Here is a 12,511-nt window from a genome sequence, read left to right on the forward strand (position 1 = left end):
GAGGAAGATCGGCTGTATAACTTTACATCTATATTGATTTCTGACGATGGGTGGAATAGGAGAGCATTTTTTATGTGCGGGTTTATTCAAGCTATGTTGCCAGCGGCAGTGTGCCAACCGCAGATTAATCAAAAAAGGGCATTGCAAATGGGGAATGAATCATATATTATGGATAACTTAGATCCGTAATTAACTTTTTGTCAGTATGCTGAAACGGGAAGTAATATACTTTTCGTGCGCGACAATTATGGATATGTAATATCCAAAATTGTAATACCATGCACCATAAACCATAACGGAAAGCGAGAGGGATGTCTTGAACGATTTTTTTAATGAAGCCATATGGGAACAAGCTTGGAAGGAACATGGCGACAGCGTCATCAACAAAATGAAAAAAGCCGGAATCGAACCGGCCCGAGCATTTGATCATAAGGCCCGGACTTTCAATGAGCAATCATTTAATGAAGAAGGGAGAAAAAGGACTTCGCGCATCATGAACTGGCTTGAAGGGCAAGGCGTTCGATTCGATAATGCCTCCGTTCTGGATATCGGGGCCGCTTCGGGCGTGTTTTCGGTTCCGTTTGCGGAGCGCGGGGCTGATGTAACGGCCGTGGAGTCTTCGCAGCCCTTGATCGATCTGCTGAAAGAGAATATAACAAATTTTCCACAGGATCAGGTGAAGATCGTTCCCGAACGTTTTGAAGATATTGACGTACAGGCCAAAGGGTGGAGCCAGGCGTTCGATCTCGTTTTTCTCTCGATGTGCCCGGTCATCGTGGATTGGCAGAGCGTAGAGAAGGTACTGCAATGCGCCCGGGAGTTTTGTTATATCAGTATGCCCGCAGGTTCCACCGAGATCAGCCTGATGAATGAAATCTGGCCGCTCATCACCGATCAGCCTTACCGATCGAAACATATGGAATTCGGGTATTTGCTTCACCTGCTATACCTCAAAGGATATTCCTACGAGTCCCTTGTAACGCGGGAAACGAAAACGACGGAAGTCTCAAGCGAAGCTGCGCTGCAGGAAATCATGAACTGGCTTCGCGGTCATGGTCAAGCCCCAGATGATCAGAAGCGTAAATTGATAACGGATTATTTAGAGCAAGCTTATCCGTCCGGCAACGTCACGATCCGGCAGAGTGGGCGTTACGGCAAGGTATTGGTTCGATTGCAGGATGAAAGCATGTACTCGGGAGAACGGACTTAAGGTATCATCCTGATGAGTATTACGATAACAATCTTTCCCGGCTTAACCAACCGTTATTGAACCTGCCGGGGATCGGATGATATGTTAGTAGAGCGTGAACCAACGATCCGGGAGAGGCGGGAAGATGTCATGAAACTGAAATTTACACAAGTGAAAACGGTGGAAGAAATCGCAGAGGTTGCCAGGCTGGCGGCAGAAATTTGGCGCGAATATTACGTATCCATCATTTCTATGGAGCAGATCGAATATATGATCGGCAAATATCAAGCTGTCCCGGCGATTACGGATCAGATCCGGCATCAGGACTACGAATATTACTTGATCCATTCGGCTGACTCCTCCACCGTCGGTTATATGTCGGTCAGACAAGAAGAGGACAAGCTCTTCCTGAGCAAGTTTTACATTAGCAAGGAGCACCGCGGACGCGGCTATGCCAGTCAAGCGATGGTGTTCCTGGAAGAGCTGTGTAAAGACCGAAGCTTGAGCCATATTTGGCTGACTGTCAATCGACATAATGAATCCAGCATCGCCGTATATGAGAAAAAAGGCTATCGGACCGTGAGGGAACAAATCGCGGATATCGGGAATGGATTCGTGATGGACGATTATATTATGGAAAAGGAAATTTCGGTTTCATAAAGTGCACGGCTTAATATCCATGCTGAAAAAAACGATGCAACCCAAGCCTATTCGCTTGGGTTGCTTTTATAAAGGGGATGGCTAGCCTGATTTTCAAGATAGCAATCCATAAGAAATCCATTCTTGGTTGTTTTGCTATGATTGAAAAAAAGGAGTTGATTGAGGATGACAGTCAAACTTACCCCTTATTTAAATATGGAAGGGAATGCAAGGGAAGCTATCCGCTTCTATGAACAAGCTTTAGATGCCGAAGTCCTTTCCATCATTACTTACGGAGACATGCCGGAAATGCCGAACACATACACGGATGCATTAAATCAGCTTGTCGCACATGCGAAGCTGCGGATTGGCGAAGCTGAACTCATGTTCTCGGATGCACCGACCGGCACCTCGATTCCGAAAGGCAAACAGGTCACCATCTGCATTTCAACGAACAGCGTGGAGACATCCAAACGATTTTTTGAAGCCTTGGAGCAAGAGGGTCAAGTGAATATGCCGTTCGAGGAAGCGCCTTTTAGCCCAGGCTTTGGCGATGTAACCGATAAATTCGGCGTGACCTTCCAGATTTATACTGAGGATTAAAGCCTTTTCATGAACTGCGAAACTGACTTTAAGTACTAAACCTAGTCCGTTACCGAGGCTGGGTTTACTGCTTTTTACAGAGTATCGCTTGTGTGGGAAGACATTCGCCTCTATAACTTTGATATAATGCTGCGAGTGGTTTTACACGGACAGAATGTGAGGTGTTTGCATGGACAACAAATATTTCGATCGCATCAAGGGCGGACTATACGGGGTGGCCGTGGGCGACGCTTTGGGCGGGACGACGGAGTTTATGAGTACGCGGGAGATCGAAGCACAGTACGGTTATTTGACGGAAATCATCGGCGGCGGGGTCTGGAATCTGGAACCGGGAGAAGTGACCGACGATACGATGATGACGCTTTGCGTCGCGGCAGGCATTATCGAGAATCCTGCAGAGCCGATGGAAGCGATCGGGCGTTTCTTTATGGAATGGTATCGATCGCGTCCCAAAGACATCGGGAATATCATCCGTCATGTTTTTCAAACCTACGAGGGGGATTGGCTCGAAGCGGCTTTTGTTGCGCATATGGATATGGGGCAAAGCGGCGGGAATGGATCCCTCATGCGCTGCCTGCCGGCGGCTCTGGCCTATAAGGATCCGACGGACATGGAACGAGTGACGATTCTGCAGTCGAGGATGACGCATTACGATCCAAGGTGCGCCGATGCCTGCCTCATGTACAACCGAATCGCGCGGCGCCTTTTGCAGGGTGAAAACTTAAGGGCTGCCGTCATGGCCGAGGTGGCGGGAAGCGAATACGAACACTTGATTGAAGCCGAGCCCGATTGTCCGGCAAGCGGTTTTGTGGTGCATACCTTCCGCTGGGTACTGCATATTTTGCTCAACACGCCAGATTTTGCAGGAGTCGTACAGAAGGCGGCCAATCTAGGGAATGATTCCGATACGATCGGCGCCATCGCCGGCGGGCTGGCGGGTATTTACTACGGGTATGAAGGCATACCAGCCCGATATGCGGAAGCGATCCTCATCAAAGAGCGGCTCGACAGGACGGTTTCGCAGCTGTATGCGTTGAAAGCATCATCATAAACCGTGGTTTTTATAGTCTCGGATTATGACATCCATCACGTGCTTCCCCCAAACCGAGGCTTCCGAGCCATGCTCGTTCCAAGCGAAGGTGATGAGTGCTTTCCACAAGGCCCATCCTCGTGCACGATGAACGGTGTTATCATCAAAATTCATGCGGTTTAGGAAAATCCGGCGGCTGACGTCGTCAAAAAAGTTCCATGCCATCACGAGGTCGCTTGAAGGATCGCCGACACCCATCGTCCCGAAGTCGATAACGCCGCACAGCCGTCCATCCTTTACGAGCAGATTGCCTACCGCCACATCGCCGTGCAGCCACATCGGTGCGGATTGATATTTTGTCGTAAGGGAGAGTTCCCAAATTTCCGTTAAAAGCGCTTGATCGTATTCGTCGGAAAGCGTTTCGATGATGGATCTGGTCTCATTGTCGTAGACGGCAAGGTTTCCTCCGCGATGAAAATTTTGGGTGCCCGCCGGCACGCCGCCGCTTGCGTCGATCGCCTCCAGCTCCTTCAAAAATGCAGCGAGGTCTTCGGCAAATTCGTTAACATCCCGAATGTTGGCATGCGTTACGGTTTCGCCTTCAATCCAACGATTGATCGACCATGGAAGAGGATACTCTTCCGTTGGCTCTCCTTTTGCAACCGGAGCCGGAATGGGCAAGGACAAATGGGGTTTGAAGACCGGGAGCCATGTCAGCTCTTTCTCGACAGCCGAAGCGTAGCGTTCGTGACTTGGCAGACGAACGGTCATATCGTTACCCAGCCGATAGGTGCGATTATCGTGTCCGCTTTTTTCCACTGGGTTGATGGTTAAATCCTTCCATTGGGGGAATTGACTATGGATTAACCGGCGTACAAGTTCGGTGGTAATTTCAATCATACGTTCAACGCCTCCTGGGGTGAATTTTTAATAAAAGCTGCAGTTGGTTTATTCAATACACACCGTTTCAGATTCTGGATTCCGTTGGCATCCATTCACCGAAGCTGCCGATCGATGCAAGCAAGCTTACGGAGTTTATTCAACGAGCTGTCGTGGTACCATCATTATAATTCCCGATTCCGAACGGGTACAAGGGAGAGAATGGATATAAAAAAAAGCTGGAATTGAACGGAATTCAGCGGAACTACATAAGTAAAAATTCAGTCTTAAGTAGGAGGTGAACGATGATGCGGTCCGTATAATTAGATCATGAAAGGAGAGTCATTCCATTACACAAGAAATGCATTTTCATTGACAAATTGGAGGTAGAAAAGATTGACTAGGCACGATAAAAGCACCCAAGCACCAAGCCTGCTTCGCAATCGGTTCCTGCAGACGATTTTATTATCTAGCGTGCTCCTGCAGATCGGGATCTGGGTACGTAATTTTGCGATTCTCCTGTACGTTGCGGATCGAACGAATAATGATCCATATGCGATCTCGTTAATCAGCGTAGCAGAATTCGCTCCTATTTTTGTTTTTTCGTTCATCGGAGGTACATTTGCCGACCGTTGGCGGCCTAAGCGAACAATGATCTGGTGCGACTTGTTATCCGCGGTATCGGTATTCGTTGTCCTTCTGACCATACATTACGGTTCTTGGCATTCCGTCTACCTCGTTGCGTTTATCTCGGCTATCCTTTCACAATTCTCGCAGCCGTCAAGCATGCGTTTGTTTAAGTATCATGTGGCAGAAGAACAACTGCAGCAAGGGATGGCTTTATTCCAATCGCTGATGGCCATCTTCATGGTGCTCGGCCCTATGCTTGGCACCTTCGTTTACAGCACGTTCGGCCTTGAAACATCGATTGCGATCATGGGCGCGGTATTTCTGCTGTCCGCACTCGTCCTTGTTCGTCTGCCGGAGGATAATATGAAGCCGCAGACCATCGCCGCTAAAGGCCAGTTCCGCAGAGATTTCGTTGAGGGCTTCCGCTATGTGTGGCAAAGCCAGGTGCTGCGAATGCTTGGACTCGCGTTTATTCTCGCGGGACTCGCGGTTGGCGTAGCTCAAGCCCTCAACCTGTTTATCGTAACCGAGCGGTTGGGCAGGAGCGAGGAGTTCCTGCAATATCTGCTGATGGTGAATGGCGCAGCCATGCTGATCGGCGGCGGGATCGTAGCCGTCTTTGCGAAGAGGGTACCGCCGCAATTACTTCTTGCCATAGGCATGCTGTCTGGCGCTGTCTGCACGACAATTGTCGGGTACTCGACGAGCATTCCGCTGACACTGACCGTTCAATTTCTCAATGGACTCGTGTTCCCTTGCATTCATATCGGGATCAGCACGATGATTCTGAAATGGTCCAATGCCTCCATCGTCGGACGGGTAAATGGGGTTTTGAATCCGATGTTCGTTGGCATGATGGTCATTTCGATGTCTTTCGCCGGTGCGTTAAAGGATGCCTTCTCACTGAGCACGATCTATAGCGGGGCAGGACTATTATTCCTTCTTGGCTCACTGGTCATGGTGCCGATCATGAATCAAAAAGCGCCGGATCACGGACATCTTGCACAACAAACCTAAGCTTTAACATTTTCATGCGGAAGAACCGGCCAGGATCATGGCCGGTTTTTTTGACATCTGGTGTTCAGCAATACAATCAAACTTATTCCATAATCATGTAATTGTGGAAAACCTATCATGAAGATGTTAAGCTGATAATGACTGCTACTTTTTGAAAGGGGGACCTCAAGAATGTTCCTCATGACAATCATGTTGTATGTAATCATCTTCATTTGCGGGTATGTTTGGATCAAAAAAAAGCTGAAGGTATCCTCCACGTCAGACGGACTGCTGTATAAGCATATCAATCGATTTCATTTAATTGGAGAGCTCGTCCTTGTAGTCGCTGCCCTCATTGCCATTTTCGTTATGAGATATGTATTGGAATGGAGAGTGTGGGCTCATCAGGATATTATTCTTGTTGTTGCTATTCTGCATGCGTTCCGTTCCGTTGTAGAAAGACGCTATATGAAGGATACCAAACAACATTTCCTCAGTGCTTATGCGAGTGTTAGCGGTTTGCTGCTCTTTCTTGGCCTGGAGCTATTTGCATAACAAGACAAGAAGAACGGAATCCGCTAAGCTGCTAAGTTCGCCGTGTTTAAATAGGATAAGATTATACATGCATAGAAAGCCGTGGAAATCGCGGCTTTTTTTGTTTTAACGATGGACGTCAGCAAATTTGCTTTAACCATATCTATGTATGTTATCATAGTAATAATTAATATAAAGTTGAGCCTGATACTTGGAGGGAATACTCATTAGTAACGTTACCCTGAATGAAGCGATGATCATGTTAAAGAAGACGAGCCGGACTTTTTATATACCCATCAGTTATTTGGAACTGGGATTAAAGGAGGCTGTTACATCTGCCTATCTATGCATGAGGGCAATTGACGAAATCGAGGACCATAAAGAACTCACGGACGAATTGAAAGTGAAACTGCTGCTGGGCATTCATGATATATTCAAATCCGAGGATATGATGGTAACCCGCACACAACATTTGCTCTCACCTTACCAAGAAATATTACCGGACGTTACGATGCAGATCGATGACTGGGCGCTTCTTTGTCCGTCATCCGGCGCCCCGATCGTATATCGTTACATCGCGAAGATGTCGTTACATATGGCGCAGTGGGTTCAAAGCGGGTGGAATATCCACACGGAAGAGGATTTGGACAGATATACTTATAGCGTGGCTGGGATGGTTGGAGAAATGTTATCCGAGCTTTGGCTCTGGCATGACGGGACGCAGTCTGATTCAACCAAAGCAATTGCCTTCGGAAGAGGACTGCAAGCGGTAAATATCCTTCGCAATAGAGAAGAGGATCTTCATCGCGGCGTCGACTTCTATCCGGATGGTTGGGGATTTAAGGAGATGCAGCAATACACACGCCGCAATTTACAAATTGCCGATTCATATATTGCCGATTTGAAGGATGGTCCGGCATTGAAATTTTGCAAAATTCCATTAACTTTAGCCCATGCCACAGTAAATCTCATATCTGCTGGCGGAAGCAAATTAACGAGGGATGCCGTACTGAAAATCGTGAATCGCGTAACCGGCTAATCGCATTGTTCATATGTATACCGGGTATGATAATAACTTATTCACAGGCAAGTGAATGAACAGCAAGAAATCCGATAGATCCATATTGAGAAGGCAGCCGACGCGTAATCGGCTGCTTTTTTGTTAAGTACTATTAAATTCCCTTGATGAAACGGACGGATGGATCGTAGGTGAGAAGTGGATACGCGAAGGGACAAGGAATCATGAGGGAGAGCGGAGAAGTTCGGTTTATGCAGAAATAAAAAAAGCTTGGCCGAAAAGCCAAGCGACAATAAAAAATAATTGAACATGAAAAAGACGCTATGTTATAATCAATAGCGCAATTGAAAAAAATCAAGTTAACTGGCATTATCATTACTATTCCTAATTTGATTGTACACCAGTGACCTCTGATTTGTCAATGCTCTTTTTTATCCCCATAAAATGGTAAAAGGAGTGTGTCAGAACATCATGGAAGCAAATGAATGGCAGACAGAACAAGAACGGCTGGAACAGGTCAGGGAAAAGCTGAAAGCAAGGATTGGCGAGTTGGAACCTGTGGTTACCGGGCTAAGCGACCAGGCTGCTGAGATTCGCAGACGATTCTGGGAAGAAGTAACGGTCAATACAAGCACGGATGAAGAATTCGAAGAAACATTCTATACGATCAAACAACAGGCCGCGATATTATCCGAACGGGAACGCCGGCAGCGGCTTCTGACCCAGCAATGGAAGAACTTCAATCAGTTGCTGCCTTCTCCCTATTTCGGGCGCGTCGATTTTCTGGAAGACGGCATGAACCTGAGCGAGCAGATTTATATCGGCGTATCATCCTTCATCGATGAAGATGGAATGAACTTTCTGGTGTATGATTGGCGTACTCCCATCGCAAGTCTTTACTACGACCACTCCCCAGGCGAGGCCTCATACATCACGCCGATGGGGCAGATTTCGGGAAGGATGGAGCTGAAACGTCAGTATCAGATTCACAACGGTCAAATTCGAAATATGTTTGATGCGAACCTGACGATCGGCGACGAGCTGCTCCAGCAAATGCTAGCCAAGGGCGCAGATTCACAGATGAAAAGCATCGTATCCACTATTCAGCGGGAGCAAAACGCCATCATCCGAAACGATCGCAGCCGGCTTCTGATCGTACAAGGCGCGGCCGGCAGCGGGAAGACCTCTGCGGCCTTGCAGCGTGTGGCGTACTTGCTGTACAAAAACCGCGATTCGCTGAAGGCTGACCAGATTGTTCTTTTCTCGCCCAATCCGATTTTTAACAGCTATGTATCCTCTGTTCTTCCCGAGCTCGGCGAGGAGAACATGCAGCAGACGACGCTGCAGGAATATCTCGAATACTGGCTGGGTCCATCCTTGCGACTGGAGGATCCCTTTGATCAGATCGAATATGTGCTGACCGCACAATCAACCCCGAATTACGAGACACGTCTGCAGGGAATTCAATACAAGGCATCGGAGTCTTTCATGAAAGCCTTGCAGAATTATGCGCAGTGGCTGGGCCGGGAAGGGATGCTATTCAAAGGCATTCGATTCCGGGAGCGTGATCTGATTACGGCGGAGCAAATGAGGACCCAATTTTACAGCTACGACCCTTCCTTGAGCTTGGCCAATCGGGTCGAGCAGCTACAGAAATGGCTGCTGAAGGAGCTATCGCTACTGGAACGCAAGGAGCTTAAGGCGTCCTGGGTAGTCGAGGAGCTGAGTTACCTCGATACGGAACTCTATGCGGAAGTGTTCGGCGAGCTGCACAAGGATCGGGAAGTCTTTGACATTGCCGAGCATTACGCCGTAGTGAACGAGATAAAAAGCAATAAACGCCGGGGAGATGAAGGCGACTTTGATTTCGCCGGACGGGAAGAGGAATTGCTCAGCCAGCGGATCGTGAAGAAGAGCTTCAAACCGCTGAGGCAAACCGTGAGGAAATTATCGTTTATCGATGCCCACGGCTTATACGTCCAATTATTCGGCGATGTAGCTGCATATCGGGAAAAAACGAAGGAATCCGATGTCCCTGCTATGTGGCCTGAAATCTGCAAGCAAACCAAAGAAAAGCTGGATCGGCTCGAATTATTCTATGAGGATGCGACTCCTTATTTGTATTTAAAAGAATTGATCGAAGGCGTTCGGACGAACACAGAGATTCGGCATGTCTTCGTCGATGAGGGACAGGATTACTCGCCGTTTCAATACGAGTATCTCAAGAAACTATTCCCTCGTGCCCGCATGACAGTACTCGGCGATTTCGGGCAGGCGATCTTCATGCAGTCCACAAAGCTGCAAGGGGACGATTCGCCTCTGCTTCGGCTTTATGGTGAAGGCGATACAAGCTTGATTCGTCTAGTGCGCAGTTATCGTTCTACACGGGAGATCGTGGAATTCACGAAAGAACTGCTTACCGATGAGTCGGACATCGTACCATTTGAAAGGAGCGGACCGAAGCCTGTTCTTGCTAGGTTTGAAGGCAGAGAGAGACGTGATGCGCAGTTGTTGAAAGACATCGCGGCACTTAAAGCCGACGGAATCGACTCTATTGCCATCATTACGAAGACTGCGGCCGAAAGCCGCCAAGCATTGGAATCATTACAGTTGCAAGGATGCGAAGCCTTGCAGCTCATTACGAAGGAGACCGTCACCTATCAAAACGGGGTGATGGTTGTCCCCGTATATCTCGCAAAGGGCATCGAGTTCGATGCGGTCTTGGTCTATGATGCTTCGTCAGAAGCCTACGGCAGGGAAAACGAACGCAAGCTTCTTTATACGGCCTGTACGCGGGCCATGCACCGGCTGTATCTTTACGCGACTGGCGAGTGGTCTCCGTTCGTGCAAGCAGTGCCTGAGCATTTGTATGAGAAAACAACATAATTTGCTCTTTAACCAGGCTATTTGTCCATCTAGAATACGATGAGAGCAGTAGAAGTAGGTAAGGGAGCAACGCAAGCCCTTTACGCAAAACCAAACCGATCGGAGCCGAAGGGACGATGCAGCCTCCGCTCGTCGTGAATCGTCTCCGAATTGCTCGTATGTCAATAACCTTGGCCTTTAAGTCGGCCAAGGTTATTTTTTTGTTATGACAATCAAGCAAAAAAAGATTGTGAATAATCACTGTAGGGCAAGAGGACAAAAAAGGTGAAATTTAGCTTTGTGTCGAATTGCTTGTCAATCATAATGTAAAGAGGAGCCCAAAATGGTTGATAAAGAATACTATTTGAAATTAAGTAAGGAAGCGCAAGATAATTATAAATTTTATAAAGAAGAGGCTGAGTCTTCAATTTGTAGGAGAGAATACACCATAAGCAAACGTTATGATATTTCTCCGTATTGGTATGGGCGACAAAGTACGGTTCCAGGGGAAATTACTGAAGAGGAGACGGACACTTATTATGAATTCGATAATCATGATAGACTTCGCATTTCGGCTTGTGATGAATTAATTGATGGATACGCTTATACCGTCTACGAAGACAATCGAATCATCACTAGATTATATGTCCGTGGAGTATTGGACTCTATAAAGGAATATTTGATATACGATGGTTTCATCAAGCGATGCATAGAATATTCTGCTCGGAATGATAAATTACAGTACGAGGATTACATATATGAGGGTGAACGGTTGATCCAAGTATATCAGCCTCAATACGAAAGTAATTCAGGTTATTTTGATCACTTGGTCCGAACCTATTTTGAGTATGATGAGAAAGGCATTCTCAGTCGAGTATTAGATGGCACAAAAGGTGTAATTTATGTGATGATGTTGGCTGAAGACGTGGCGCTTCTCCGAGAGGAAGTTAAAAAAGGACTAATAGCAGCTTTAAGAGAGATAATTGGTAATGTGTCCCGAGTATTAGTAGATAGAAGAAGCTGTTGTTTTCTTGCCATCTTTCTACATGATGAAGCTCACACGGTATACTCGCCGATTTTCCAACCTGGCTTGCAAAATATACGAGATGAGCAAGTGGATAACAAAAAGGACTATGGGACCATCTGGAATTCGGGAGAGCACCCTGGGAAGTACCAACAAGAACTTACAGATCAAGAACTAATTCAGAAACTTAGAAATCTTATTATGTTTTGGCATAATACAGATGATTGGTGGGAGGAAGGTATGAAGTTGTGGCAGGAAGTGGCCTATTCATTAAATGAAACGAATTGGTCCGACAACTCCATACTTACTGAAGACTTTATTGTGTTTGTCGACCGTGAGGGCTTGGATGTAACAAATGGCGAACTTGAAAAAAGTATACCTCTAGTGAAATTAGAGTTACTTAGATCAAAGGGGCTTGTGCCAGTACATTAGAATCCGTATTGTACTGATCAGATATATCGAACCGCAAACGAGCAAGCCAGAACCACCAAAAGCAGAGGAGGCACCTTGATGACAAAAGGTGAAAGGAATACAAAGATTGATCCGTATTTTAATAAGCTTAAAAAGTGGAAGGAAGAGTTCGGGCTATTGAGAGAAATTGCGCTGGACTGCGGGCTGACCGAGGATTTTAAGTGGATGCATCCTTGTTACACGTTCGACGGTAAAAATATCGTGTTGATCCACGGTTTTAAGGATTACTGTGCGCTTCTGTTTCACAAAGGCGCATTGTTAAAAGATCCCCATGGGATCCTGATCCAGCAAACGGAGAACGTTCAGGCCGCACGCCAGATTCGGTTTACCAATGCTCAAGATATAGATGAAATGCAACTGATCGTGAGAGCCTATATTACGGAAGCCATTGAAGTGGAGAAAGCCGGTCTGCAAGTAAATTTTAAAAAGAATACGGATTACACCATACCTGTAGAGCTGGAAAATAAGTTCGAGGAAGCGCCTAACCTAAAAGAGGCTTTTGAAGCATTGACGCCAGGTCGGCAAAGAGCGTACATTCTGCATTTCTCCGCACCTAAGCAAGCCAAAACACGAGAGTCCAGGGTTGAAAAATATATCCCGCATATCCTGAATGGAAAGGGATTAAACGATTAG

11 protein-coding genes are annotated in these 12,511 nt (G+C 46.9%); 10 read left to right on the forward strand and 1 reads right to left on the reverse strand.

Going from position 1 to position 12,511, the window contains the following annotated elements:
* Positions 1-316: 316 nt before the first annotated feature.
* The 4 genes from RB298_RS04415 to RB298_RS04430 all read left to right on the forward strand — a co-directional run bounded on the left by RB298_RS04415 (position 317) and on the right by RB298_RS04430 (position 3,482).
* Entirely contained in the window at positions 317-1,210 is an 894-nt protein-coding gene (locus RB298_RS04415; RefSeq protein WP_375120039.1) for a class I SAM-dependent methyltransferase, read from the forward strand.
* 129 nt (positions 1,211-1,339) lie between these two features.
* Positions 1,340-1,849 carry a GNAT family N-acetyltransferase gene (locus tag RB298_RS04420; protein WP_375120038.1) on the forward strand — a complete coding sequence of 170 codons (510 nt, stop codon included), beginning with the start codon at positions 1,340-1,342 and terminating at the stop codon, positions 1,847-1,849.
* 165 nt (positions 1,850-2,014) lie between these two features.
* On the forward strand, positions 2,015-2,431 hold the full coding sequence (locus RB298_RS04425) for a VOC family protein (protein ID WP_036660759.1): 417 nt from the start codon (positions 2,015-2,017) through the stop codon (positions 2,429-2,431).
* Between the two features lie 169 nt (positions 2,432-2,600).
* Positions 2,601-3,482, forward strand: a complete 882-nt coding sequence (locus RB298_RS04430) for an ADP-ribosylglycohydrolase family protein (RefSeq protein ID WP_486045986.1) — start codon at positions 2,601-2,603, stop codon at positions 3,480-3,482.
* On the opposite strand, the gene RB298_RS04435 is transcribed toward RB298_RS04430, so the two are convergent.
* Positions 3,477-4,361, reverse strand: a complete 885-nt coding sequence (locus tag RB298_RS04435; RefSeq protein WP_375120036.1) for an aminoglycoside phosphotransferase family protein — start codon at positions 4,359-4,361, stop codon at positions 3,477-3,479. The two genes, RB298_RS04430 and RB298_RS04435, sit on opposite strands and share 6 nt — an antisense overlap.
* A 375-nt stretch (positions 4,362-4,736) precedes the next feature.
* On the opposite strand from RB298_RS04435, the gene RB298_RS04440 reads away from it, so the two are divergent.
* The 6 genes from RB298_RS04440 (at position 4,737) to RB298_RS04465 (ending at position 12,511) form a co-directional block, all read left to right on the forward strand.
* Positions 4,737-5,987, forward strand: coding sequence for an MFS transporter (locus tag RB298_RS04440; RefSeq protein WP_096774030.1), 1,251 nt, complete (start codon positions 4,737-4,739; stop codon positions 5,985-5,987).
* A 171-nt stretch (positions 5,988-6,158) separates the two neighbouring features.
* A complete protein-coding gene (locus tag RB298_RS04445; RefSeq protein ID WP_096774029.1) occupies positions 6,159-6,521 on the forward strand; it encodes a DUF4181 domain-containing protein in 363 nt (120 codons plus the stop codon).
* Positions 6,522-6,753: 232 nt separating this feature from the next.
* Complete coding sequence (locus RB298_RS04450; RefSeq protein WP_375120574.1) at positions 6,754-7,539, forward strand: squalene/phytoene synthase family protein; 786 nt, start codon at positions 6,754-6,756, stop codon at positions 7,537-7,539.
* A 450-nt stretch (positions 7,540-7,989) separates the two neighbouring features.
* The gene (gene helD / locus RB298_RS04455; RefSeq protein WP_486045989.1) at positions 7,990-10,404 is read left to right on the forward strand and encodes an RNA polymerase recycling motor HelD; all 2,415 of its coding nucleotides are present in this window, start codon (positions 7,990-7,992) and stop codon (positions 10,402-10,404) included.
* Between the two features lie 322 nt (positions 10,405-10,726).
* Positions 10,727-11,839, forward strand: a complete 1,113-nt coding sequence (locus RB298_RS04460) for a hypothetical protein (protein ID WP_486045991.1) — start codon at positions 10,727-10,729, stop codon at positions 11,837-11,839.
* A 78-nt stretch (positions 11,840-11,917) separates the two neighbouring features.
* Positions 11,918-12,511, forward strand: a complete 594-nt coding sequence (locus RB298_RS04465) for a YdeI/OmpD-associated family protein (RefSeq protein ID WP_096774025.1) — start codon at positions 11,918-11,920, stop codon at positions 12,509-12,511.

The organism is Priestia sp. BR_2 (genome assembly GCF_041954005.1).
GTDB lineage: Bacteria > Bacillota > Bacilli > Paenibacillales > Paenibacillaceae > Paenibacillus_AQ > Paenibacillus_AQ lautus_A.

Bases quoted from the DNA above. Each gene is read 5' to 3' on its own strand.
- RB298_RS04445 (WP_096774029.1), top strand. From the start codon at position 6,159: ATGTTCCTCATGACAATCATGTTGTATGTAATCATCTTCATTTGCGGG.
- RB298_RS04435 (WP_375120036.1), bottom strand. From the start codon at position 4,361: ATGATTGAAATTACCACCGAACTTGTACGCCGGTTAATCCATAGTCAA.
- RB298_RS04430 (WP_486045986.1), top strand. From the start codon at position 2,601: ATGGACAACAAATATTTCGATCGCATCAAGGGCGGACTATACGGGGTG.
- RB298_RS04450 (WP_375120574.1), top strand. From the start codon at position 6,754: ATGATCATGTTAAAGAAGACGAGCCGGACTTTTTATATACCCATCAGT.
- helD (WP_486045989.1), top strand. From the start codon at position 7,990: ATGGAAGCAAATGAATGGCAGACAGAACAAGAACGGCTGGAACAGGTC.
- RB298_RS04420 (WP_375120038.1), top strand. From the start codon at position 1,340: ATGAAACTGAAATTTACACAAGTGAAAACGGTGGAAGAAATCGCAGAG.
- RB298_RS04465 (WP_096774025.1), top strand. From the start codon at position 11,918: ATGACAAAAGGTGAAAGGAATACAAAGATTGATCCGTATTTTAATAAG.
- RB298_RS04425 (WP_036660759.1), top strand. From the start codon at position 2,015: ATGACAGTCAAACTTACCCCTTATTTAAATATGGAAGGGAATGCAAGG.
- RB298_RS04460 (WP_486045991.1), top strand. From the start codon at position 10,727: ATGGTTGATAAAGAATACTATTTGAAATTAAGTAAGGAAGCGCAAGAT.